General features: G+C 72.5%; 23 protein-coding genes. 13 read left to right on the top strand and 10 right to left on the bottom strand.

Going from position 1 to position 22,376, the window contains the following annotated elements; translation table 11 throughout:
- Positions 1-24: 24 nt before the first annotated feature.
- Positions 25-939, bottom strand: a complete 915-nt coding sequence (locus OHA99_RS12605) for a heavy metal transporter (RefSeq protein WP_381499890.1) — start codon at positions 937-939, stop codon at positions 25-27.
- Between the two features lie 146 nt (positions 940-1,085).
- Here OHA99_RS12605 and dapE point away from each other — a divergent pair, with 146 nt between their 5' ends.
- Together dapE and OHA99_RS12595 are read left to right on the top strand one after the other, a co-directional pair.
- Positions 1,086-2,165, top strand: a complete 1,080-nt coding sequence (gene dapE / locus OHA99_RS12600) for a succinyl-diaminopimelate desuccinylase (protein WP_405695748.1) — start codon at positions 1,086-1,088, stop codon at positions 2,163-2,165.
- A 117-nt stretch (positions 2,166-2,282) separates the two neighbouring features.
- Complete coding sequence (locus OHA99_RS12595; protein ID WP_153178087.1) at positions 2,283-3,041, top strand: TIGR00730 family Rossman fold protein; 759 nt, start codon at positions 2,283-2,285, stop codon at positions 3,039-3,041.
- Positions 3,042-3,069: 28 nt separating this feature from the next.
- Here OHA99_RS12595 and folP read toward each other — a convergent pair whose 3' ends face one another.
- The gene (folP, locus tag OHA99_RS12590) at positions 3,070-3,942 is read right to left on the bottom strand and encodes a dihydropteroate synthase (RefSeq protein ID WP_194280280.1); all 873 of its coding nucleotides are present in this window, start codon (positions 3,940-3,942) and stop codon (positions 3,070-3,072) included.
- A 157-nt stretch (positions 3,943-4,099) separates the two neighbouring features.
- Here folP and OHA99_RS12585 point away from each other — a divergent pair, with 157 nt between their 5' ends.
- Entirely contained in the window at positions 4,100-4,459 is a 360-nt protein-coding gene (locus tag OHA99_RS12585) for a DivIVA domain-containing protein (protein WP_108989523.1), read from the top strand.
- Complete coding sequence (locus OHA99_RS12580) at positions 4,456-5,040, top strand: DNA-3-methyladenine glycosylase I (protein WP_153178085.1); 585 nt, start codon at positions 4,456-4,458, stop codon at positions 5,038-5,040. Before OHA99_RS12585 ends, OHA99_RS12580 begins: the two co-directional genes overlap by 4 nt.
- A 55-nt stretch (positions 5,041-5,095) precedes the next feature.
- On the opposite strand, the gene OHA99_RS12575 is transcribed toward OHA99_RS12580, so the two are convergent.
- Complete coding sequence (locus tag OHA99_RS12575) at positions 5,096-5,899, bottom strand: enoyl-CoA hydratase/isomerase family protein (RefSeq protein WP_153178084.1); 804 nt, start codon at positions 5,897-5,899, stop codon at positions 5,096-5,098.
- Between the two features lie 359 nt (positions 5,900-6,258).
- Here OHA99_RS12575 and OHA99_RS12570 point away from each other — a divergent pair, with 359 nt between their 5' ends.
- Positions 6,259-6,426, top strand: coding sequence for a DUF3117 domain-containing protein (locus OHA99_RS12570; RefSeq protein WP_003966491.1), 168 nt, complete (start codon positions 6,259-6,261; stop codon positions 6,424-6,426).
- 105 nt (positions 6,427-6,531) lie between these two features.
- Here the strand turns inward: OHA99_RS12570 and OHA99_RS12565 are convergent, their stop codons facing one another.
- Positions 6,532-7,230 carry an O-methyltransferase gene (locus OHA99_RS12565; RefSeq protein ID WP_161337139.1) on the bottom strand — a complete coding sequence of 233 codons (699 nt, stop codon included), beginning with the start codon at positions 7,228-7,230 and terminating at the stop codon, positions 6,532-6,534.
- 259 nt (positions 7,231-7,489) lie between these two features.
- Here OHA99_RS12565 and sigE point away from each other — a divergent pair, with 259 nt between their 5' ends.
- From sigE to OHA99_RS12540, 5 genes are all read left to right on the top strand, one after another.
- Positions 7,490-8,200: an RNA polymerase sigma factor SigE gene (gene sigE / locus OHA99_RS12560; RefSeq protein ID WP_174855424.1), complete on the top strand. Its 711-nt coding sequence runs from the start codon at positions 7,490-7,492 to the stop codon at positions 8,198-8,200.
- Positions 8,197-9,189: an anti-sigma factor gene (locus OHA99_RS12555; RefSeq protein WP_153178083.1), complete on the top strand. Its 993-nt coding sequence runs from the start codon at positions 8,197-8,199 to the stop codon at positions 9,187-9,189. The genes sigE and OHA99_RS12555 overlap by 4 nt, the downstream gene beginning before the upstream one ends.
- 102 nt (positions 9,190-9,291) lie before the next feature.
- Positions 9,292-11,403, top strand: coding sequence for a S1C family serine protease (locus OHA99_RS12550; RefSeq protein WP_405695745.1), 2,112 nt, complete (start codon positions 9,292-9,294; stop codon positions 11,401-11,403).
- A gap of 147 nt (positions 11,404-11,550) precedes the next feature.
- A complete protein-coding gene (locus OHA99_RS12545) occupies positions 11,551-12,042 on the top strand; it encodes a sec-independent translocase (RefSeq protein WP_007444415.1) in 492 nt (163 codons plus the stop codon).
- A gap of 238 nt (positions 12,043-12,280) precedes the next feature.
- Complete coding sequence (locus OHA99_RS12540) at positions 12,281-12,952, top strand: hypothetical protein (protein ID WP_153178082.1); 672 nt, start codon at positions 12,281-12,283, stop codon at positions 12,950-12,952.
- Between the two features lie 105 nt (positions 12,953-13,057).
- Here the strand turns inward: OHA99_RS12540 and OHA99_RS12535 are convergent, their stop codons facing one another.
- The 3 genes from OHA99_RS12535 to OHA99_RS12525 are packed head-to-tail and all read right to left on the bottom strand — an operon-like array spanning position 13,058 to position 16,126.
- Positions 13,058-14,191, bottom strand: a complete 1,134-nt coding sequence (locus OHA99_RS12535; RefSeq protein WP_153178081.1) for an Mrp/NBP35 family ATP-binding protein — start codon at positions 14,189-14,191, stop codon at positions 13,058-13,060.
- Positions 14,192-14,235: 44 nt separating this feature from the next.
- The gene (locus OHA99_RS12530; protein WP_194279933.1) at positions 14,236-14,835 is read right to left on the bottom strand and encodes a DUF1003 domain-containing protein; all 600 of its coding nucleotides are present in this window, start codon (positions 14,833-14,835) and stop codon (positions 14,236-14,238) included.
- The gene (locus tag OHA99_RS12525; RefSeq protein WP_366473455.1) at positions 14,825-16,126 is read right to left on the bottom strand and encodes a magnesium transporter MgtE N-terminal domain-containing protein; all 1,302 of its coding nucleotides are present in this window, start codon (positions 16,124-16,126) and stop codon (positions 14,825-14,827) included. The genes OHA99_RS12530 and OHA99_RS12525 overlap by 11 nt, the downstream gene beginning before the upstream one ends.
- A 543-nt stretch (positions 16,127-16,669) precedes the next feature.
- On the opposite strand from OHA99_RS12525, the gene OHA99_RS12520 reads away from it, so the two are divergent.
- Positions 16,670-17,407 (top strand): hypothetical protein, encoded by a 738-nt coding sequence (locus OHA99_RS12520; RefSeq protein ID WP_194279932.1) that lies wholly within the window; start codon positions 16,670-16,672, stop codon positions 17,405-17,407.
- Between the two features lie 16 nt (positions 17,408-17,423).
- Here OHA99_RS12520 and OHA99_RS12515 read toward each other — a convergent pair whose 3' ends face one another.
- Together OHA99_RS12515 and OHA99_RS12510 are read right to left on the bottom strand one after the other, a co-directional pair.
- Positions 17,424-17,936: a hypothetical protein gene (locus OHA99_RS12515; RefSeq protein WP_054099097.1), complete on the bottom strand. Its 513-nt coding sequence runs from the start codon at positions 17,934-17,936 to the stop codon at positions 17,424-17,426.
- A 32-nt stretch (positions 17,937-17,968) separates the two neighbouring features.
- On the bottom strand, positions 17,969-19,084 hold the full coding sequence (locus OHA99_RS12510) for a magnesium and cobalt transport protein CorA (RefSeq protein ID WP_153178078.1): 1,116 nt from the start codon (positions 19,082-19,084) through the stop codon (positions 17,969-17,971).
- A gap of 511 nt (positions 19,085-19,595) precedes the next feature.
- Between OHA99_RS12510 and OHA99_RS12505 the strand changes: the two genes are divergently transcribed.
- The gene (locus tag OHA99_RS12505; RefSeq protein ID WP_153178077.1) at positions 19,596-20,192 is read left to right on the top strand and encodes a suppressor of fused domain protein; all 597 of its coding nucleotides are present in this window, start codon (positions 19,596-19,598) and stop codon (positions 20,190-20,192) included.
- Between the two features lie 49 nt (positions 20,193-20,241).
- Here OHA99_RS12505 and OHA99_RS12500 read toward each other — a convergent pair whose 3' ends face one another.
- Complete coding sequence (locus OHA99_RS12500; RefSeq protein WP_153178076.1) at positions 20,242-21,465, bottom strand: MFS transporter; 1,224 nt, start codon at positions 21,463-21,465, stop codon at positions 20,242-20,244.
- A gap of 176 nt (positions 21,466-21,641) precedes the next feature.
- Here OHA99_RS12500 and OHA99_RS12495 point away from each other — a divergent pair, with 176 nt between their 5' ends.
- Complete coding sequence (locus tag OHA99_RS12495; RefSeq protein ID WP_153178075.1) at positions 21,642-22,292, top strand: DUF6758 family protein; 651 nt, start codon at positions 21,642-21,644, stop codon at positions 22,290-22,292.
- Positions 22,293-22,376 lie beyond the last annotated feature (84 nt).

Here is a 22,376-nt window from a genome sequence, read left to right as displayed (position 1 = left end):
GAGGCGACGGCTCGTACGGGCGAGCTACCAGGAAGAGGTGATCCGCACCGCACCCGCCGCCCGCTCCGCGCCCTTGGCGCCGCCGCCCGTCGGATACCACTTGCTGTCCGTGTTGCCCGCGGTCCACTCCCGGCCCGCGTAGGTGACCCGCTGGATGTGCAGCGAGGAGGCGTTGGCCACCGCCCAGTGCGCCACCTGCCAGCCGCGCCGACCGGTCTCCCGCTCCCCGGCCGCACCGCTGCCGCCGGTCATGGGCACCGTCACGGTCCGCTCCTCGGAGGCGCCCGCGACCCGTGCCGTGCCGGTGCCGGAGTCCGTGCCGTCGGAGACCTCCGCGCCGGCCGGTTGGAGCACCGTGTGCCCGAAGTCCCGCACCAGTGCCGCGCGTACCGCGTCCGGCCCCTTGTCCGGGGTCGGACTGGGACGCCCGTCGCAGGTCAGCATCGCCGCGGACCGCCCGGTGAGCGCGGCGGCGAGCAGTTCGGCGCCCGGCTCGTGCTTGGCGTAGGCGTACGGGAAGGCGCTGCGCTGCACGCGCTGGGCGGCGTCGGTCAGGGGCAGGTCCAGATAGCCGGGGATCTCGACCAGGTGGTCGTAGAACAGGCCCGCCGAGTACGTCGGGTCCATGATCTCCCGGGGTGTGCCCCAGCCCTGCGAGGGCCGCTGCTGGAACAGGCCGAGCGAGTCCTTGTCGCCGTGGTCCAGATTGCGCAGCGCCGACTCCTGCATCGCGGTCGCCAGCGCGATCGTCACGGCCCGCTCCGGCAGCTTGCGCGCGGTGCCCACGGCGGTGATCGTCGCCGCGTTCACGGCCTGCTCCGGCGTGAACTCGTAGCCCGCCCGGCCGTCCTTGTCGGAGGCCACCTTGCAGCCCGGAGCGCCCGCGCCGCCGGTGACGTACTGCACCGCCAGATAACCGGCGACCGCGAGGAGAGCCATGGAGGCGGCGCCCGAACGGGCGAGGCGGCCACGGCGTTTGCGGGGTGGGGACGGCTGAAGCACGCGTACAAGGTACTGGAGGGTAGGGTCCGGTGTCCCCCGGGTACGCACACTGCCCCGAAGGGCAGGGCGTTAGGGTCGGGGCCATGGCCGATACCCCGCTTGACCTCACGTTGGACGCCGCGGAGCTTACCGCGCGGCTCGTCGACCTCCCGTCCGAGAGCGGCACCGAGAAGCCGTTGGCGGACGCGGTCGAGAGCGCGCTGCGGGCCCTGCCCCACCTGTCGGTCGAGCGGTACGGCAACAACGTCGTCGCCCGTACGGACCTGGGCCGCGACGAGCGCGTGATCCTGGCCGGCCACATCGACACGGTGCCGATCGCCGGCAACGTCCCCTCCCGGCTGGACGAGGACGGGGTCCTGTGGGGCTGCGGCACCTGCGACATGAAGGCGGGCGTCGCGGTCCAGCTGCGCATCGCGGCCACCGTCCCCGCCCCCAACCGCGACCTGACCTTCGTCTTCTACGACAACGAGGAGGTCGCCGCCGAGCTGAACGGCCTGAAGCACGTCGCCGAGGCCCACCCCGAGTGGCTGGAGGGCGACTTCGCGGTGCTCCTCGAACCCTCCGACGGCCAGGTGGAGGGCGGCTGCCAGGGCACCCTGCGGGTGCTGCTGAAGACGGCGGGGGAGCGGGCGCACTCCGCACGCTCCTGGATGGGCTCCAACGCCGTCCACGCCGCCGCCCCGATCCTCGCGCGCCTGGCGGCGTACGAGCCCCGCTACCCGGTCATCGACGGCCTGGAGTACCGCGAGGGCCTCAACGCGGTCGGCATCACGGGCGGGGTGGCGGGCAACGTCATCCCCGACGAGTGCGTGGTCACGGTCAACTTCCGCTACGCCCCCGACCGCAGCCCCGAGGACGCCCTCGCCCACGTGCGCGAGGTCTTCGCCGACTGCGGGGTGACGGAGTTCGTGGTCGACGACCACAGCGGCGCGGCCCTGCCCGGCCTGTCCCACCCGGCCGCGGCGGCCTTCATCGAGGCGGTGGGCGGCACCCCGCAGCCCAAGTACGGCTGGACGGACGTGTCCCGCTTCTCCGCGCTCGGCGTCCCGGCGGTCAACTACGGACCCGGCAACCCGCACTTGGCGCACAAGCGCGACGAGCGGGTCGAGGTCGCGAAGATCCTCGCGGGGGAGGAGCGCCTGCGCTCCTGGCTGACGGCATGATCCACGGCGCCCTCGGCGGGTTTATGTCGCTGCGTGGCGGACATGCTGAGGTCCCTCGTACGTAACCCGCGTAGATCTACGCTGAGGTGGAAGAACCTGCAACTGGAGGGAGCGCGCATGGCTACCGGCAACCCCGAGGGCAAGAAGCGGCCACCGGAGGAGCAGCGCCTGGGCCCCGTCCTCCGGCGGCGGGGCCAGGTGCAGGAGAGCACCACGGACCAGCGCCTGCTGGACGAGCGTGCCCCCACGGACTGGGTCCACACCGACCCCTGGCGGGTGCTGCGCATCCAGTCCGAGTTCATCGAGGGCTTCGGCACGCTGGCCGAACTGCCGCCCGCGATCAGCGTCTTCGGCTCCGCCCGGACACGGACGGACTCACCGGAGTACGAGGCGGGCGTCCGGCTCGGCCGCGGCCTGGTGGAGGCGGGCTTCGCCGTCATCACCGGCGGCGGGCCCGGCGCCATGGAGGCGGCCAACAAGGGGGCCCTGGAGGCGAAGGGCACGTCGGTCGGCCTCGGCATCGAGCTGCCCTTCGAGCAGGGGCTCAATCCCTACGTCGACATCGGCCTGAACTTCCGGTACTTCTTCGTCCGCAAGATGATGTTCGTGAAGTACGCGCAGGGCTTCGTCGTGCTGCCCGGCGGCCTCGGCACCCTGGACGAGCTCTTCGAGGCCCTCACGCTGGTGCAGACCCAGAAGGTGACCCGCTTCCCCATCGTCCTGTTCGGCTCCGAGTACTGGGGCGGCCTGGTCGACTGGCTCCGCGGCACCCTGGTCGCCCAGGGCAAGGCCGCCGAGAAGGACCTCCTCCTCTTCCACGTCACGGACGACGTGGACGAGGCGGTGGCCCTGGTCTCCAAGGAGGCGGGCCGGTAGAGCGGTCGGCCACGGACGGGGGCGAGGGCTACGCCAGCCCCCGCCGGGCCACCGCCGGTGCCCGGTGCCCGGCGATCGTCGACACCATGTCCAGGACCTGCCGGGTCTCCGCCACCTCGTGCACCCGGTACACCCGCGCCCCCAGCCACGCCGACACCGCCGTCGTCGCCAGCGTGCCGATCACCCGCTCCTTCACGGGCCGGTCCAGCGTCTCCCCGACGAAGTCCTTGTTGGACAGGGACACCAGCACCGGCCACCCGGTCTCCACCATCTCCCCGAGCCGCCGCGTCGCCTCCAGGCTGTGCCGCGTGTTCTTCCCGAAGTCGTGCCCGGGGTCGATCAGCACCGACTCCCGCGGCACCCCAAGACCCACCGCCCGCTCGGCCAGTCCCACCGTCACCCGAAGGATGTCGGCCATGACGTCGTCGTACGTCACCCGGTGCGGCCGGGTCCGCGGCTCGGCGCCGCCCGCGTGCGTGCACACCAGCCCCACCCCGTACCGCGCCGCGACCTCCGCGAGCTTCGGGTCGACGCCGCCCCACGCGTCGTTCAGGAGGTCCGCGCCCGCCTCGCACGCGGCCTCGCCGACCTCGTGCCGCCAGGTGTCCACGCTGATCACGACGTCCGGGAACCGCCGCCGCACCTCCGCGACGAAGCCCACCGTCCGCCGCGCCTCCTCCGCGGCCGACACCTCGTCCCCGGGTCCGGCCTTCACCCCGCCGATGTCGATGATCGCGGCACCCTCGGCCACCGCCTGCTCCACGCGCGCGAGGGCGGGCTCGTCGCGGAAGGTCGCCCCCTGGTCGTAGAAGGAGTCGGGGGTCCGGTTCACGATCGCCATGATCACCGGCTCGTGCGCCGCGAACTCACGCCTGCCCAGCCTGAGCGTCCCCTGTGACATCTTCTCGTCCATACCCGTTCTCTCGTCCGCTCTCGGCCCCGGGTGCGCGGTCCTTCGACGGTCGCGGCCCCGACTGTCAGACTCGCATGGCACGATCGGACCCGACACAACCGACTCCGGCACAACCGGTTCCGACCCGACCATGGGGGCCCCAGCGATGGTCATGTTCCTGTTCCTCGTCATCGCGCTGGCCGTCGTCGTGGCCGCGGTGACGCTCGCCGTGGTGGGCGGCGGCGACAGCGGGCCGCTGCCCGAGGCCGCGCCCGAGCGGGTGAGGGACGCGCTGCCCCCGGACCGCCCGGTGGGCCGCGGCGACGTGGAGCGACTGCGCTTCCCGCTCGTCGTCCGCGGCTACCGCATGGCGGACGTCGACGACGCCCTCGGCCGTCTCGGCGCCGAGCTGGCCGAGCGCGACGCCCGGATCGCCGACCTGGAGTCCGCGCTGGCGGGCGCCCGGGCCGCGGCCGCCCACCGCCACGTCGTCATGGACAAGCCGGCTCCGGAGGACCAGCAGTGAGCGCCGGGGAGGCCGTCGCGGGCCCGGACGGAGCGCCGCGCTGCCCCTGGGCGCTGTCCACCGAGGACTACGTCGCGTACCACGACGAGGAATGGGGCCGCCCGGTCCACGGCGACGACGCCCTGTACGAGCGGCTCAGCCTGGAGGCCTTCCAGTCCGGCCTGTCCTGGATCACCATCCTGCGCCGGCGCACCGGCTTCCGCCTCGCCTTCGCCGGCTTCGAGATCGCCAAGGTCGCCGCCTTCACCGACGCGGACCGCGAGCGCCTGCTCGCCGACGCCGGCATCATCCGCAACCGCGCCAAGGTCGACGCGACGCTCGCCAACGCGCGCGTGCTGGCCGAGTGGGCCCCCGGCGACCTGGACGAGCTGATCTGGTCCCACGCCCCGGACCCGGCCGGCCGGCCGGTCCCTCAGACCCTCAGCGACGTCCCGGCGGTCACACCGGAGTCCACGGCGCTGTCCAAGGCCCTGAAGAAGAGGGGCCTGCGCTTCGTCGGCCCGACGACCGCGTACGCGCTGATGCAGGCCTGCGGACTGGTCGACGACCACCTGGCGGCGTGCGTGGCCCGCCGCGCCTGATCCGCCGGGCGCCCGCCACCGGGCACCAACGGCACCGGGCGCCCGACACCGGCCGCTACCGGCCCAGGTACTCCGGCTTCACCTTCTCGACGAACGCCCGCACCGCGATGGCGTGGTCCTCCGAGGAGCCCGCCCGCGACTGGAGCTCGTCCTCCTTGTCCAGCGTCTCGGAGAGCGAGTGCGTCAGCCCGTACGCCATCGACTCCTTCAGCGCCGCGTACGCCACCGTCGGCCCCTCGGCCAGCGCCCGCGCCGTCCTCTCGGCCTCGGCCCGCAGGTCGGCGGCGGGGACGACCCGGCTCGCGATCCCCAGCTCGTACGCCTCCTGCGCCTTGACGGTGCGCGGGAACAGCAGCAGGTCGGCGGCGCGCCCGGGGCCGACGACGCGCGGCAGCGTCCAGGAGACGCCGGAGTCCGCGGTGAGCGCCACGCCCGCGAAGGACGTGTTGAACGACGCCGTGTCCGCGACGATCCGGTAGTCCGCCGCGAGGGCGAAGCCGAGGCCCGCCCCGGCCGCCACGCCGTTCACCGCCGCGACCACCGGCTTCTCGGCCCCGGCGAGCGCCCGCACGATCGGGTTGTAGTGCTCGCCCACCGTGCTCATCGTCTGGCCCGAGCCGGTCTCCCGGTCGGCGGCCAGCAGCCCGATGTGCTCCTTGAGGTCCTGGCCGACGCAGAACGCCCGCTCTCCGGCCGCGGTCAGCAGCACCGCCCGCACGGCGTCGTCCGCCGCCGCGGAGCGCACCGCGTCCCGGAGCGCGACCTTGGTCTCGATGTTCAGCGCGTTCATCGCCTCGGGGCGGTTCAGCGTGATCGTCGCGAGCCCGTCGCTCACCTCGTAGAGCACGGTGTCGGCCATGGAAATCCCCTCCGCGTAGTGGCATGCAGTGGCTTGTGTCCGCAGACAGCATGACGGAGATCACCGGGAACGGATCGCCCGGGCGATGTGACCTGCGTCAAAGAATTCCGGTCCGTATCCGTTCGGTGGAAGTGGGCGGGGGCGCGCAGTATCGCAGTCACATCGCCGAATTGAGTGGTTTTGCTCGCGCGCGTTGCCCAAGCGATGCCGACTGATGTTGGTCATCGGGTCCTGGGATGCGGGATAATGGCTGGGAAGCAATGTGTTCGATGCCGGTGTCGCGCGTCCCTGCCGGATTGCGCGTGCCCTCAGGGGCCGTCGGCGGTGACGGTGAGCTGGTATCAGGAAGGGGAACGAGCATGGCGGCCATGAAGCCGCGGACGGGCGATGGCCCGCTCGAGGTGACCAAGGAGGGGCGGGGCATCGTCATGCGCGTTCCGCTCGAAGGCGGCGGGCGGCTCGTCGTCGAGCTGACCCCCGATGAGGCCGACGCGCTCGGCGACGCCCTCAAGAAGGTCGTCGGCTGACGCGCGAGCGACCATACCCGTTCAGTCGCCCCGGTACCGCTCATGGTGCCGGGGTGATTGTTTTGTGAGGGCCTTCCCGGCGCGTCCGGCGCCGGACGCGATTCCTCAGCGCTTCACGGCGCACAGCAGTCCGTCGCCCACCGGGAGCAGGGACGGCACCAGCTCCTGGCTCTCGCGCACCGCGCGCAGGAGTTCCCGCACCCGCAGCACCTCGGTGGGCTGCGGTCCGGAGTCGATCGTGCGGCCGGCGCCGAAGACGCCCTCGAAGGCGACGAGACCTCCGGGACGCAGAAGGCGCAACGATTCAGCGAGATAGTCCAGGTACTCCAGGCGGTCGCCGTCGCAGAAGACGAGGTCGTACCCGGCGTCCGCGAGCCGGGGCAGCACGTCCAGGGCGCGGCCGGGGATGAACCGGGCCCGGTTGCTGGCGAACCCCGCGGCCCGGAAGGCCTGACGGGCGAACTGCTGGTGCTCCGGCTCCGGGTCGACCGTGGTCAGCACGCCGTCGGGCCGCATGCCGTGCAGCAGATGGATCCCGGAGACGCCGCAGCCGGTGCCGATCTCCGCGACCGCCTTGGCGTCCACGGCGGCGGCGAGCAACCCCAGGGCGGAGCCCGTGCCCGGGGTCACCGAGCGCAGACCCGCCTCGCGGGCCCGGTCGCGTGCCCAGAGCAGCGCGTCGTCCTCGGCGACATAGGCGTCGGCGAACGCCCAGCTCGTCTGCCGGTTGCCGGTAATGGCCCTCTCCTGTCCCCGTCGTTGCCTCGGCGTGACTGTATCCGTTGGCGTCGGGAACCCGCAGATGGGACCAGTCGTTCAAAGGGACAAGCAGAGAGACGCGACAGAGGGACGACCGAGCGGCCGGGGCCGGGACGGGGGGCGGCGAATGGACCAGGGCGTCGAGCGGGTTCCGACGCGGCCGGACGAGCCGTACCGGCCCAGATCAAATTCTCGTAAAACCGCTTATCCGGAGCTAACGGGCGAGGTGGCTATGGTAGGGGCTCCACTGGACACCACCAGAGCCGACAGGGGAGGTGCGGCCACACCCGCGGATCGGGGCGGAGTGCTGCGGCGCTTCCTCGGATCGGCAGGCAGGCCGAAATCCGTGAACGACACCGCTGCTGACCACCGCCACGCCGACGGTCCCACGGGACACGGCCAGACCGCGACCTTCACAGGCGACGCGGACGGGCCCGCGTGGACTCCGCCCACCTGGGAGGAGATCGTCAGCACCCACAGCGGCCGGGTCTACCGCCTCGCCTACCGCCTCACGGGCAACCAGCACGACGCCGAGGACCTCACCCAGGAGGTCTTCGTCCGCGTCTTCCGCTCCCTGTCGACCTACACGCCGGGCACGTTCGAGGGCTGGCTGCACCGCATCACCACCAACCTCTTCCTCGACATGGTCCGCCGCAAGCAGCGCATCCGGTTCGACGCGCTCGGCGACGACGCGGCCGAGCGGCTGCCCAGCAGGGAGCCCACCCCGCAGCAGCTCTTCCACGACGCCCACTTCGACGCGGACGTCCAGCAGGCGCTGGACACCCTCGCGCCCGAGTTCCGTGCCGCCGTCGTCCTGTGCGACATCGAGGGCCTCTCGTACGAGGAGATCGCCGCGACCCTCGGCGTCAAGCTCGGCACGGTCCGCTCCCGCATCCACCGCGGCCGTTCCCAGCTGCGCAAGGCGCTCGCGCACCGTTCCCCGAAGGCGCGGGCCGACCGCCGCTCGTTCGCGGCCGGTGTTCCCGCGCTGGGAGGAGGGGGCACGAGCGCGTGAGTGGGTCACGGCCTGAGACCGAGGGACACCTCGCTGAGCAGCATCTGGGAGACCGACTCTCCGCCCTGGTGGACGGAGAGCTCGGTCATGACGCGCGTGAGCGCGTGCTGGCGCACGTGGCGACCTGCCCGAAGTGCAAGGCGGAGGTCGACGCGCAGCGCCGGTTGAAGAACGTCTTCGCCGAAGCGGCCCCGCCGGCCCCGTCCGAGAGCTTCCTGGCCCGCCTCCAAGGGCTTCCCGGGGGTGACACGGACGGCGGCGGCTCGCCGTTCGCCGGGCTGCCCGGAGGGTTCGGTGCCTCCGCGGGCTCCGGCGGCGTCTTCGGTACCGGGCGGGGCGAGCGGTTCGAGTTCGACTACGTCCCCGCCCGGCCGCACGCCCCCGTGCTGCCCGCCTCCTCCCAGGGGCGGGGCGGCTTCCGGATCCACGACGTGGGCAAGGCGGAGTCCGAGCGCTCGGCCTCGCGCGGTCTGCGGTTCGCCTTCGCCGCCGCCGGGGCGGTGTCGCTGGCCGCGATCGCACTGGGCGGCGTCACCCTCGGCGCACCGGACACCACCACCGAGGCACGCGGCTCGGGCAGCGGCAGCAACGTGACGCCGATGCGCACCCCGGGTTCGGCGGCGGCCACCGGCTCCGAGACCCAGCGCCGCCGCACGGGCGGCCCATTGCTCGGGCAGGGGCAGCGAACACTGGGCGACGTCCCCGTCGCGCCCACCACGGCGTCCGCGCCGCTGCTGCCCGGAGTGCCGGCCCCCGCCGGAGGCGACGCACGGCAGCAGGCCGTGCGGGCACTGACCACTCCGGTGACCGCCGGTGCCGCCGCCATGTCCCCGCTGATACGTCCGCTGGAAGCGGTCCCGCCGCTCTCCCTGAGCTCCTGGCCGGCGGCCGACGAGGTCAGGCCGCCCGGTCTGCTCGCCGCCCCCGACCCGGCTCCGCCCCCGTACCCGACGGCTTCGCCGACCGCGTCGCGTCCTCCGGTTCGCTGAGGGAATCTGCGCGCCGGTCCGCGAACCTGATTGAATCCGGGGTGGCAGGGCGGCGCCAGAGCCCTAGGAGCCGACGATCTGCGGCCAGCTGCGGGGGAGAACATGAACGAGGGCAAGTCCACGAAGGCGAAGTGGTGGAGTCGTCCCCGCTCGTCCGAAGACACGCCCGGCGGCGACTTCGAACTGGAGCGCCCCCACCCGGCCGGCCCCGCCGAAACGGGCACGGACACGGGTGCGGCTTCCGGCGCCCGCGAGGCCGAGGGGGGCGACTTCGAGCTGGAACGCCCGGTGGTGCCCCGCGCGACCGGCGAAGGGGACTACGAACTGGGCCTGCCCCTGCCCGGGCGCGACGAACCGACGGACGCCCCTCCGCGTCCGGGCGCCGAGGCCGCCACCGGGCCCGAGTCCAAGGCTGATGCCGAGTCCGAGTCCGAGGCCGCCGCCGGCCCAGGGGCGGACGCGGGCCCGCAGGCACCCGGCGGGGCCGGCCCCGCCCCGGCCGTCGACGGCGCGTCGTCCGCCGAGCGCCCCAAGCCGCTGCACGAACCCGACCCGTACAGCACCCCGCCGTACGGCGAGCCGGGCCCGTGGGCCCCCGCTCCGCCGGTCCAGCACCCGGCGGCCACACCGGCGCACGGCACCGTGACGGCGGCCCCGCACGCACCGAATGCGCACGCCCCGGCCCCGCACGCCCCGGTCCCACAGACCCCGGCTCCGCACCCGCCGGCCGCGCCCGCGACGACGCCGTCGGCAACCCCGCCCCCGGGCGCCGCGCCCGACCCGGCCCTCGCCCGGACCCCGCCGCCGGTACCGCAGGCGGGACAGGGACCGGCACAGCATCCGGCGGCGCCCGCCTCGACACCCGCCCCGGCGTACGACACGGCGTCGCACGCCGGCGCCCAACCCGGCGTGACGCCTGGCGCCCCGACTGCCACCCCGCCGCCCACCGACCCGTCGCCGGTGCCCGACCCGTGGGCGGGGCCGACGGCCCCGGCGTCCGGCGCCGACCCCGTCTCCGACCCGTGGGGGCGCTACGACCCCTGGGCCGCCTCCGCCGCCCGGCAGCACGAAGCGGCCGGCCCGACGCCGGGGCGGCGACGCCGGAGGGCGACGAAAACGCTCGTCGGCGGGGCCCTGCTCGTCGCCCTGGTCTCCGGCGGCATCGGCGGCGTCGTGGGCGCGTACCTGGAACGCAACGGCGGCGTGGGGACGGTCGAGCTGCCGCAGGCCGCACCCGAGGACGCGAAGCGGGCCCCGGACAGCGTCGCCGGCATCGCCGCGCGCGCCCTGCCCAGCGTGGTGACCCTGCACGTGAGCGGCAGCGAGGCGGCCGGCACCGGCACCGGGTTCGTCCTCGACGACCGGGGCCACATCCTGACCAACAACCACGTCGTGGAGCCCGCCGGCTCGGACGGTGAGATCACCGTGACCTTCAACAGCGGCGACACCGCCCAGGCCACGGTCGTCGGCAGGGACAGCGGATACGACCTCGCCGTGGTGAAGGTGAAGGGCGTCAGCGGGCTCACCCCGATGCCCCTCGGCAACTCCGACAACGTACGGGTCGGCGACCCCGTCGTCGCCATCGGCGCCCCCTTCGACCTGGCCGGCACGGTCACCTCGGGCATCATCAGCGCCAAGGAACGGCCCATCACCGCGGGCGGCGAGGAGGGCGACGGCAGCGACGTCTCGTACGTCGACGCCCTCCAGACCGACGCGCCCATCAACCCCGGCAACTCCGGCGGTCCCCTCCTGGACGCCCAGGGCCGGGCCATCGGCATCAACTCCGCCATCCGCTCCGCAGACACCGGCAGCGCCGAGTCGGACGGCGGCCAGGCCGGTTCCATAGGCCTCGGCTTCGCCATCCCCATCAACCAGGGCAAGCGCGTCGCCGAGGAACTGATCAACACCGGCAGGGCCACCCACCCGGTCATCGGCATCACCCTCGACATGGGCTACACGGGGGACGGCGCCCGCGTGGGCGCCAAGGGCGGCGACGGCGGACCCGCGGTCACCAAGGGCGGCCCCGGGGCCGAGGCCGGCATCGAGCCGGGGGACGTCATCACCGCGGTCGACGGACAGCGCGTGCACTCCGGCGAGGAACTCATCGTCAAGACCCGCGCCCACCGCCCCGGCGACCGTCTGGAGCTGACCCTGGAACGCGACGGCAAGGAGACGAAGGTCTCACTGGTGCTCGGCTCGGCCGACGGCGACTGACCGTCGTACAGGTCCCGACAAGGCGCCAGGAAGGCAAACAATTCGGAAAGCGGGCACGTACACGCGCTCGGGGCCCACGGGACGGTACCGGTCGGGCGGGGTCGGCGGGTACCGTGGTGGCGGCCCGGACATTCCAAGGAGCTTCAGGTGTTCAATGACATAGGCGCACTAGAGCTGGTGACGCTCGTCGTCCTCGCCGTGCTCGTCTTCGGTCCGGACAAGCTCCCCAAGGTCATCCAGGACGTGACGCGCACGATCCGGAAGATCCGCGAGTTCTCGGACAGCGCCAAGCAGGACATCCGCCAGGAGCTGGGCCCCGAGTTCAAGGACTTCGAGTTCGAGGACCTGAACCCCAAGACGTTCATCCGCAAGCAGTTGGACAACGACGAACTGGGTCTCAAGGAGATCCGCAACGGCTTCGACCTGAAGAAGGAGATGGCGGAGGTAGCGGACGCGGTCCACAGCCGTGACACGGACGCCTCGTCCTCCGGTTCGTCGTCCTCCGGGTCCGCCGGCTCCTCCGGTTCCGGCAGCGGTCGTATCGACATGTCGAAGAAGCCCGAGACGTCCGGCACCCCCGCCAAGCTCGAGAAGTCCGCCGCGGACGACCGCCCGCCCTTCGACGCTGACGCCACCTGAACCCGGTCGTCGCACCGGCCCTCCGCGTCCGGCTCGCGCGCCGGGAACGTGACGTGTCTCATACTCCGGACGGGGCGCACAAGCCCTGAACGCGACGCCCGCGCGGCCCACGCGCCGGGCGATTCCCCGGCTGTCGCCAGTGGTGTGGCTATGCTGCCCGAGTTGTTGTGCGGACCGGACGAGTGCGCCCGAAGGGGGGCGGGCACGGTCCGACGAGAGCGAGGAGGCGTCCGGGCACATGGAGACGACGAGTCGGGCAGTCGCGCAGACGCCGGCCGCGGAGGGCGGACCCGAGTCCCCCTTCGCCCGGCGTACGGTCGACGACTACCTGCGTGCGCCCTTCCCGTGGTACGGCCTCGACGAGGCCTTCACGGGACCGCGCCGGCTGATGCAGGTGGGTACGGCGGCCGACGGGGCCGTGGAACACGGTTCGATCGGCCACGGCGACGAACCGTCGGTGCGCAACGAGCACGTGGCGGGCGACGAGCAGGACGCCAAGGAGAAGTTCGCGGTCGTCGTGACCGTCGCGGCCAACCCCGACCGGCGCAGCGCCGACGGCACCGGCCTGCTGGAGGCCACCTCGGTGTCCTCGGCGGCCTGGCTCGCCGGAGTGGGACTGCTGTCCTTCACCTGGCCCGGCCAGATGGACCACTCGCTGCGCGACGACTGGCTGGAGCAGCAGACCGAGACGGCCTGGGTCCTCGCGGACGACCTCGAGGGCGAGGACTGGACGAAGCTGTCCCTCCCCGTGGACGGCGTGCCGACGCCCTTCCACTACCGGGAGTCCGAGTTCGGCTGGGTGCTGGCCGGCTCCACCGAGCAGGGTGTCCACCTCGGCGCGTACGGGCGGGGCATGAGCGCCTACGGGCTGGCCTTCGCCATCGTCAAGGACATCGCCGCGTACGCCTAGCCGGGCCCGCCCGGCAGCCGTACGCACGACGAGGGGCGCCGTCCCAGACGGACAGCGCCCCAGTCTCGTATCCGGTGTCCCGGATCCCGTGTCCCGTACGGGACGTCAGAACTTGTTCTTCGGCGTGATCCCCAGCGACAGCCCCGACAGGCCCCGCTGACGGCCCCCGAGCTTGCCCGCGATAGCGCGCAGGGCCGCGCCCGCCGGGGAGTCCGGGTCGGACAGGACGACGGGCCGGCCCTCGTCGCCGCCCTCGCGCAGCCGGACGTCGATCGGGATGGAACCGAGGACGGGCACCGTGGCGCCCGTCGTGCGGGTCAGGCCGTCGGCGACCGCCTGTCCGCCGCCGGTGCCGAAGACGTCGACCATCTCGCCGCAGTGCGGGCAGGGCAGCCCGGACATGTTCTCGACCACGCCGACGATCTTCTGGTGGGTCTGCACCGCGATGGCGCCGGCGCGCTCCGCCACCTCGGCGGCGGCCTGCTGAGGGGTCGTCACGACCAGGATCTCGGCGTTCGGCACCAACTGCGCCACCGAGATCGCGATGTCACCGGTGCCCGGCGGCAGGTCGAGCAGCAGGACGTCCAGGTCGCCCCAGTACACGTCCGCGAGGAACTGCTGGAGCGCGCGGTGCAGCATCGGGCCGCGCCAGACCACCGGCGCGTTGCCCGGGGTGAACATGCCGATCGAGATGACCTTCACGCCGTTGGCCGAAGGCGGCATGATCATGTTCTCGACCTGGGTCGGACGCCCGTCGGCGCCCAGCATGCGCGGCACCGAGTGGCCGTAGATGTCGGCGTCGACGACACCGACCTTCAGACCGTCGGCCGCCATCGAGGCCGCCAGGTTCACCGTCACCGACGACTTGCCGACGCCGCCCTTGCCGGACGCCACCGCGTACACCCGGGTCAGGCTGCCCGGCTTGGCGAAGGGCACCTCGCGCTCGGTCTGGCCGCCGCGCAGGGCGGAGGCCAGCTCCTTGCGCTGCTCGTCGCTCATCACGTCCAGCTCGACGTCGACGCGCGTGACGCCCTCGACCGCCGCCACCGCGTCCGTCACGCGCTGCGTGATGGTGTCCCGCATGGGGCAGCCGGAGACCGTTAGGTACACGGCGACCGCGACCGCTCCGTCCGCGCCGATGTCCACCGACTTGACCATCCCCAGCTCGGTGATGGGCCGGTTGATCTCGGGGTCGTTCACCGTCGCCAGTGCTTCGCGCACCGCGTCTTCCGTAGCCATAGACACGATGGTACGGCGCCGCCCACGGGGCGCGGTAAGCCCCGTCAGCGGTCGTGTACGTCACGCCCCGGCGACCGATCCGCCGGGAATACCCCACGGTCGGGGTGGTGGCCGTTCTGCCGCTCCTCCAGGTCCCTGACGAGGTCCTGGAGCTCGGAGCGGATCCAGTCCCGCGTCGCGACCTCGCCGAGGCCGATGCGCAGGGCGGCGATCTCCCGGGTCAGGTACTCGGTGTCGGCGATCGACCGCTCGTTCTGCTTGCGGTCCTGCTCCAGGTTGACCCGGTCCCGGTCGTCCTGCCGGTTCTGCGCGAGCAGGATCAGCGGCGCGGCGTAGGACGCCTGGAGGGACAGGGCCAGGGTCAGGAAGATGAACGGGTACTCGTCGAACCGCAGGGCGCTCGGGGCCGCGACGTTCCACAGCACCCACAGGATGATGACGACCGTCATCCAGACGATGAACCGCCCGGTGCCCAGGAAGCGCGCGACGCGCTCCGACAGCCGCCCGAAGGACTCCGGGTCCCATTCGGGCAGCAGCCTGCGGCGCGGCGGGCGGGGCTGGTCGAGGCGGGTCCGGGCCCGGGAGGAAGCGGTCGCTCCGGACACGGCACGCTCCCGGGCCGTCGTCTCGCGCTCAGGCACCACCCGCGCCCACCTCCCCCGTCGTCCCCGTCGTCCCGTCCAGGTGGTACTCGGTCTCCCGCCAGTCGTCGGGCAGCATGTGGTCCAGTACGTCGTCCACGGTGACCGCGCCGAGCAGCGCCCCCGAGTCGTCGACGACGGGCGCCGCGACCATGTCGTACGCGGCGAAGAACCCGGCGACCACCGGCAGCGCGGCGTCCGGCTCCAGGGGTTGGAGGTCGTCGTCGAGGATCGAGCCGACCAGCGTGTACGGGGGGTCTCGCAGCAGGCGCTGGAAGTGGACCGTGCCCAGGTACTTGCCGGTCGGGGTCTCCTCGGGCGGGCGGCAGACGTAGACCTGCGCGGCGTGCGCCGGGGACAGGTCGGGGTTGCGGATGCGGGCCAGGGCGTCGGCGACGGTCGCGTCGGGCCGCAGCACGATCGGCTCGGTCGTCATCAGACCGCCCGCCGTGTGCTCCTCGTACGACATCAGGCGCCGCATGTCGGCCGCGTCGGAGGGCTGCATCAGGCTCAGCAGCCGCTCCTTGTCCGCCTCGGGCAGCTCGCCGAGGAGGTCGGCCGCGTCGTCGGGGTCCATGGCCTCCAGGACGTCCGCGGCGCGCTCCTCCTTCAGCTTGCCGAGGATCTCGATCTGGTCGTCCTCCGGCAGCTCCTCCAGCACGTCGGCCAGGCGGTCGTCGTCGAGGGCGGCGGCGACCTCGGCGCGGCGCTTGGCGGACAGGTGGTGCAGGACGTTGGCGAGGTCGGCGGGGCGCAGCTGCTCGAAGGTGGCCAGCAGGTTCTCGGCGCCCTGCCCCTGCTCCTCGACGGAGAAGCCGGTGACGCCGGACCACTCGACGGTGAGCGTCTCGCCCTTGTTGCGGCGGAAGGCGCCGCCCTTCCTGCCCTTGCGGACGAAGACCTTGTCGATCTCCCAGTCCCGGCGGGCGGGCAGTTGCTGCACCGACAGGTCGAGGACCGTGGCCTCCTCGCCCGTCTCGGTGAGCGTGACCCGCCGGTCGAGCAGTTCGCCGAAGACGAGGCGTTCGGTGGGCCGCTGCTCGAACCGCCGGACGTTGAGGACGCCGGTGGTGATCACCTGGCCGGACTCGATGCCGGTGACCCGGGTCATGGGGAGGAAGATGCGGCGGCGGGTGGTGAGTTCGACGACCAGTCCGAGCACGCGCGGGGGTTTGCGGCCGACGCGGAGCATGACGACCAGATCGCGGACGCGTCCCACCTGGTCACCGGCCGGGTCGAACACGGCGATGCCGGAGAGGTGGGAGACGAAGATCCGGGGGGCGCCCGCTGCCATGGCCGCGGCTCCTTTCCTCACGTCCTCGCGCTGCGCGGAGCCGAGCGCGAGGAGGCGGAAGTCGAGTGAGTCGAGTGAGCTGAGTGAGTCGAGTGGGAGTGCGTGAACGCTGGTTCGTACAGTGTCTCTTTTCCGAATTGCCCGCTCGGACGCGCTTCAGGCTAGGCCTCTCCGGCGGATCATGCCGCAGCCGCGGGGTCTGGCACGCCCATCTGCCGCGTTGTCGTCACTCCCCGACTCCCTCACGCTCGACTGCGCTCGTGCCGGGGGACCCCCATCGCGTCGACTCCCTGCCCCGCCTTGCCTCTGCACCCACCAGATCCCGCTTCCCGGCGTCGATGAGGTTACGTGGCGTTCCTGCGGCCTGATCCGCCGGACAGGCCCAGCCCGCCCGTCCCGATCGGCCTCGCCCTGGTGGCCGGTCCGGACGGACTGGCTCCGTTCGCCGCGGACGGCCCCGGTACGCTGCGGCCCACGCCCTGTCGGCTCGCCGTCGACGCGCGGCGCCTCCGTGTCAGCCCTGTCAGAAAGGCAGTTCCACCTGTGTCTGTGACTCCCCGGCGCCGAATCCGCAGGGCCGCCTGGCTGGGCCCTGTGTGCGTCCTGGCCGTGACGGGAGCCGGGCTGACGGGATGCGGCGGCGAGGACCCCGACGCGGGCACCAACGGCCTCGGGAAGCTCTCCGCAGACAAGATCCACGCCAAGGCCACCACGGCCGCCGAGGCCGCCGACACGGTCCGTCTGCACGGCACGGTGGAGGCCGGCGGCAGCAGGTACACCCTCGACATGCGGCTGAAGTCCGACGGAGGGACCGGGTCGGTCGCCGCCGAGGGGACGACGTTCGGACTGCTGCGGGTCGGAGAGCAGCTCTTCCTCAAGGCCGACGCCGGGTTCTGGAGCCACGACGACGGCGACGCCAAGGCGGCCGACAAGCTGGCCGGCAAGTACGTGAAGGTGCCGCAGAGCGACCCCGTGTACAAGAAGTTCAGCGGCTTCACCGACAAGGACGTCCTCCTCGACGGGCTGCTGACCCTGCACGGCACGGTGAAGACCGACGGCCGCCACGAGCAGGCCGGCGTGCGCACCATCCGCGTCACCGGCGACGACGGCGCGGGCGGTGCGCTGGACGTCTCCCTGGAGGGCAAGCCCTACCCGCTGCGGCTGGTGCGGGCGGGCAGCGCGGGCACCATCGGCTTCTCGGACTGGAACAAGGACTTCGCCCTCGAGCAGCCGGCGAAGGACGACACCCTGGACTACGGCAAGCAGCTGCCGTCCTCCTGACGCCTCCCGGACGCCGTCAGCGCCGCTTGCGGCGCTTCAGCAGCAGCCGGGGCAGCCCCGCCGGCACCGGCTGCCGGGTCGTCGCCGGGCTCGGCAGCGGTGCCTCGGCCAGGGAGGCGTCGGGCAGCGGCGCCGTGCGCCCCGTCGGTTCCAGACGCAGCACCCGGCACTCGCGGGCCCAGCGGCCGGTCATCGCCTCGCCGTCCGGGGCGTTCAGCCGCTTGCCCTTGAGGTCGCCGACCGCCGCCTGCCACGCCTCGGAACCGGACGGCAGCTCCACGACCCGCGCGGCCCAGGAGACCAGCCGGCCGCCCTTGTCCTTGCTGCGCACCGTCACCTCGGCCGCCGCTCCGTCGGCGAGCCCCGGCAGCGGCTGCTCGCCCGGCCCGTCGCCGACGACGCAGGCGGCGCCCTCGTGCCAGACGTGCCACAGCGCCCGCGCGGGCACCCCGGGGCCCTTGACCCAGATGAGGCCGGACTTCTTCGTGGCCTCCTCGACGAGGGCCTTCTCGAGCAGCTCGCTTGTCATGCGGTCAGCCTATCCAGCGGCCCGCGTCCGGTTCAGAGCCAGCCGTTGCGCTTGAGCGTGCGGTGGATGCCGAGGCAGATGCCCACCATGACCGACAGGACCAGCGGGTAGCCGAACTTCCAGTGGACCTCCGGCATGTAGTCGAAGTTCATGCCGTACACCCCGCACACCATCGTCGGCACGGCGATGATCGCGGCCCACGAGGTGATCTTGCGCATGTCCTCGTTCTGCGCGACGGACGCCTGGGCGAGGTTGGCCTGGAGGATGGAGTTCAGCAGTTCGTCGAAGCCGATGACCTGCTCCTGCACCCGCGCCACGTGGTCGGCGACGTCCCGGAAGTACTTCTGGATCTCCGGGTCGACCAGCCGCATCGGCCGCTCGCTGAGCAGCTGCATGGGGCGCAGCAGCGGAGCCACCGCCCGCTTGAACTTCAGCACCTCGCGCTTGAGTTGGTAGATCCGGCCGGCGTCCGTGCCGCGCGGGGTGCCCTTGCGGCCCGGCGAGAACACCTCCGTCTCGACCTCGTCGATGTCGTCCTGCACCGCGTCGGCGACCGCGATGTAGCCGTCGACGACGTGGTCGGCGATGGCGTGCAGCACCGCAGAGGGGCCCTTGAGCAGCAGCTCGGGGTCCTCCTGGAGCCGGCACCGCAGCGCGCGCAGCGAGCCCTGGCCGCCGTGCCGGACGGTGATGAAGAAGTCCCGCCCGGTGAAGCACATGACCTCGCCGGTCTCGACGACCTCGCTGTTGGCGGTGAGCTGGTCGTGGTCGACGTAGTGGACGGTCTTGAAGACCGTGAACAGGGAGTCGTCGTAGCGCTCCAGCTTGGGCCGCTGGTGGGCCTGGACGGCGTCCTCCACGGCCAGCGGGTGCAGGCCGAACTCCCGGGCGATACCCGCGAACTCGTCCTCGGTGGGCTCGTGCAGGCCGATCCACACGAAGCCGCCGTCGCGGCGCACCTGGCGCATCGCCGTGTGCGGGGTCACCGGCACGTCGGTCTCGACGCGCGCGCCGTCACGGTAGATCGCGCAGTCGACGACGGCCGAGGCGGTCGCCGGGTCGCGGGTGGTGTCGTAGGTGCCGCCGTCCCTGCGCAGGGAGACGCGGGACGGGCGGACCACGGCGCGCAGGTCACGGATCATCGACATGGCAGGCTCCTTCGCGGCGGGCAGCGAAGGAGGCCGGTGACGGATGGAACCGCCCGGAATGAGGACGTCCTGACCACGCGTGCTCGGCGCGTCCACAAAGCGGGGGGCACCGCACCGTCGCGGTGGCCGACTTCGCTGCTGATTCAGCTGCTGATCCGGACCGACGGCCGGGTCAGACAAAACGAGACGAAGTGCTCTTCCTTGCGAGGGCGCGCGTACGGACAGCGGCGACGGGAAGAAAGCCGGTGCGGCTGCGTCAGCGGCGGGAAGAGCGGGTGGTACTGCACGGTCGACTTCGGTCCATGCCAGCCCCACCTCCTCCGGCCGGTCCCTCGTGAGGGACGATCCATTCCCCTTGTTTAGAGGGGTTCCCCGTAGGGGAGATTCCACAGCGTCGGGGGCTTGATCGCGACGCTCTGCGTGCTGCCCCGAACCGCTGGGCCAGAGTACCAGTCACCCGACGTGTCAAGGCGCCGCTTTGCCTTGTCCCGACGAGTTCTATGCTCGCCGCATGGCTGATGTTCTTCCTCTGGTCGAGGCCCGGTTGCGCAGCGCGCTGGGCGAGCCGGACGCGCGCGCGGCGGTTACCTTCCTCGGCACCGACCGCATCGAGGTGCTGCGCTTCCCCGCCGCCGGCCAGGAGGGCGACGTCGTCCGCTACGCCACCCTCGGCATGGCGGCCCAGCCCATGGCGGACCCCACGGCCGCGCTCGCCGATCCGGTCAAGGGCCCCCGCGCCGAGCTGGTGCTCTCCGTGCGCTCCGGGGCCGCCGACACCGACAAGGTGCTCCGCCCGCTCGCCGTACTGGCCGCGTCCCCGCAGGTCGAGGGCGTGATCGTGGCGCCCGGCGCCTCGCTGGACGTCGGTGAGCCGCTGTGGCCCGGGGCCCCGTTCACCTCGGTCCTGGTCGCCGAGCCGGGGGGCCTGGTCGAGGACCTGGAGCTGGACGCCCCGCTGGATCCGGTGCGGTTCCTGCCGCTGCTGCCGATGACGCCGAACGAGGCCGCCTGGAAGCGTGTGCACGGCGCGCCCGCCCTCCAGGAACGCTGGCTGAACCACGGAACGGACCTGCGCGATCCGTCCCGCAGGTCCGTCCCCCTGGACTGACGCAGCCGACTCCCGTGGACGAGTGACGCAACTCACCGGTTCCGTCTCGTCAGTTGGCGAAGACCGTGACCGAGTCCTCACTCGCGTGCTTCGGCTCCAGCTCCTCCGCGTCGTGTGTGAGCGCGCGACGCCGTACGGCGACCACGGCCGCGCCGAGCACGGCGGTCACCGCCGCCACCACGAACGGGATGTGGACGTCGGTCCACTCCTCGATCTTCGGCGCGAAGTAGGGCGCGGCCGCCGCGGCGAACCAGCGCACGAAGTTGTAGCCCGCGCTCGCCACCGGACGCGGCGCGTCCGAGACCCCGAGGGCCAGCTCGGTGTAGACGGTGTTGTTCACGCCGATGAACGCGCCGGACAGGATCGTGCAGACGACCGCCGCGGTGTGGTTGCCGTAGCCGAGGACGAGCACGTCGGCCGCGAGCAGCACCAGCGAGCCGCCGAGCACCTTGAGCGAGCCGAAGCGCTTCTGCATGCGCGGCGCCACCAGGACCGAGAAGACGGCGAGCAGCACGCCCCAGGCGAAGAACACGGCACCGGATTTGTACGGCGTCATGTTCAGCACGAAGGGGGTGAAGGCCAGCACGGTGAAGAACGTGTAGTTGTAGAAGAACGCCGAGACGGCGGCGGAGGCGAGGCCGCCGTGGCCCAGCGCCCTGATCGGGTCGAGCAGCGAGGTCTTGCGGGCGGGCTTCGGCTGTTCCTTGAGGAAGACCGAGATGCACAGGAAGCCGATCGCCATCAGGAAGGCCGTGCCGAAGAACGGGTAGCGCCAGCTGGCGTCGCCGAGCAGCGCTCCCAGGAGCGGGCCGCAGGCCATGCCGAGGCCGAGGGCGGACTCGTACAGCAGGATCGCGGCGGCGCTGCCGCCGGCCGCCGCGCCGACGATCACCGCGAGGGCCGTCGAGACGAACAGGGCGTTGCCCAGGCCCCAGCCGGCCCGGTAGCCGACGAGCTGGCCGACGGTGTCGGAGGTGCCGGCGAGGCCCGCGAAGACCACGACGAAGGCCAGGCCGAGCAGCAGGGTCTTGCGGCCGCCGATGCGGCTGGAGACGAAGCCGGTGACCAGCATGGCCAGGGCGGTGATGAGGAAGTACGAGGTGAACAGGAGGGAGACCTGTCCGGCGCTCGCGTCCAGGCCCTTGGCGATGGACGGGAGGATCGGGTCCACGAGGCCGATGCCCATGAAGGCCACGACGGACGCGCCCGCGGTCGCCCACACGGCCTTGGGCTGCCGCAGGATGCCGCCCGCACCCGCGTCGAAGGGATCCATGCTTGCTCTCCAATGCCGACGAGACGGTGCCAGATCACGGCGCCGAACAGCGGCGCCGAATGGTTGGCGTATACACATAGTAAGTTAACTCTGCTAATTAATGCAACATGCACCTAGTTCTGCGGACGGGTGATCGTCCTTGACGTGGGCGGGTGAGGGTAGGACCGTGGGGCTCTATGAGGGGCGAACCCAGTTGCCCGAAGTGTGGTGGCCGGGTCAGGGCTCCCGGTCTCTTCGCCGATTCCTGGCAGTGCGACCTGCACGGCACCGTGCACCCGGTGCAGCCGGTGCTCCCGCCCAGTGTCGAGGCGCTCGGCGTCGTGGTGCACCGCACACAGGTGCCGCTGTGGATGCCCTGGCCGCTGCCCGTCGGCTGGCTGTTCACCGGCGTGGCCTGCGCGGGTGACGACCGCAGCGGCGGCAGGGCGACCGCCGTCGCCTGCTCCGGACCCGGCCCCCTCGGCGGCATCGGTGAGCTGATCCTGGTCGCCGAGGAGCTCGGTGTCGGCCTCGGCGCGCGGTACGCGGGCCTGGACGCCCCGGACCCCGGACCGTACATGGAGGTCGAGAAGCCGCCCCAGGCCAAGGTCCTGGCCGCGGGCCGGCCCACCCCTCTCTGGCACGTCTCCGGCGGCCCCGTCGACCGCGCCGTCTTCGCCGGGGAAGCCCTCGGGATGTGGCTGTGGGCCGTCGTGTGGCCCGAGCGGTCGGGGCTGCTGATGTACGAGGAACTGGTGTTGACCGACCTGCGGGACGCCGGCGCCGAGGTGGACCTGGTGCCGTGCGGGGCGCTGTCGCCGCGGCTGATCGAGCCGACGGCGCCGTAGGCCCTCGTGAGGGCGGTGCTGGGCGGGCAGGTGCCGTGCCGGCGGGATGCGTAGGGGGCGCAGGGCTGCTGCGGGTGTGACGGT

This window comes from Streptomyces coelicoflavus (genome assembly GCF_045041415.1).
GTDB classification, from domain to species: domain Bacteria; phylum Actinomycetota; class Actinomycetes; order Streptomycetales; family Streptomycetaceae; genus Streptomyces; species Streptomyces coelicoflavus.
This window is presented reverse-complemented; position numbering and strand designations above follow the sequence as displayed.

Bases quoted from the DNA above. Each gene is read 5' to 3' on its own strand.
- OHA99_RS12540 (WP_153178082.1), top strand. From the start codon at position 12,281: ATGGAGACGACGAGTCGGGCAGTCGCGCAGACGCCGGCCGCGGAGGGC.
- OHA99_RS12550 (WP_405695745.1), top strand. From the start codon at position 9,292: ATGAACGAGGGCAAGTCCACGAAGGCGAAGTGGTGGAGTCGTCCCCGC.
- OHA99_RS12570 (WP_003966491.1), top strand. From the start codon at position 6,259: ATGGCGGCCATGAAGCCGCGGACGGGCGATGGCCCGCTCGAGGTGACC.
- OHA99_RS12595 (WP_153178087.1), top strand. From the start codon at position 2,283: ATGGCTACCGGCAACCCCGAGGGCAAGAAGCGGCCACCGGAGGAGCAG.
- OHA99_RS12505 (WP_153178077.1), top strand. From the start codon at position 19,596: ATGGCTGATGTTCTTCCTCTGGTCGAGGCCCGGTTGCGCAGCGCGCTG.
- OHA99_RS12525 (WP_366473455.1), bottom strand. From the start codon at position 16,126: ATGGCAGCGGGCGCCCCCCGGATCTTCGTCTCCCACCTCTCCGGCATC.
- OHA99_RS12535 (WP_153178081.1), bottom strand. From the start codon at position 14,191: ATGGCTACGGAAGACGCGGTGCGCGAAGCACTGGCGACGGTGAACGAC.
- OHA99_RS12515 (WP_054099097.1), bottom strand. From the start codon at position 17,936: ATGACAAGCGAGCTGCTCGAGAAGGCCCTCGTCGAGGAGGCCACGAAG.
- OHA99_RS12500 (WP_153178076.1), bottom strand. From the start codon at position 21,465: ATGGATCCCTTCGACGCGGGTGCGGGCGGCATCCTGCGGCAGCCCAAG.
- OHA99_RS12605 (WP_381499890.1), bottom strand. From the start codon at position 939: ATGGCTCTCCTCGCGGTCGCCGGTTATCTGGCGGTGCAGTACGTCACC.
- OHA99_RS12585 (WP_108989523.1), top strand. From the start codon at position 4,100: ATGGTCATGTTCCTGTTCCTCGTCATCGCGCTGGCCGTCGTCGTGGCC.
- folP (WP_194280280.1), bottom strand. From the start codon at position 3,942: ATGTCACAGGGGACGCTCAGGCTGGGCAGGCGTGAGTTCGCGGCGCAC.
- dapE (WP_405695748.1), top strand. From the start codon at position 1,086: ATGGCCGATACCCCGCTTGACCTCACGTTGGACGCCGCGGAGCTTACC.
- OHA99_RS12510 (WP_153178078.1), bottom strand. From the start codon at position 19,084: ATGTCGATGATCCGTGACCTGCGCGCCGTGGTCCGCCCGTCCCGCGTC.
- OHA99_RS12575 (WP_153178084.1), bottom strand. From the start codon at position 5,899: ATGGCCGACACCGTGCTCTACGAGGTGAGCGACGGGCTCGCGACGATC.
- OHA99_RS12495 (WP_153178075.1), top strand. From the start codon at position 21,642: ATGAGGGGCGAACCCAGTTGCCCGAAGTGTGGTGGCCGGGTCAGGGCT.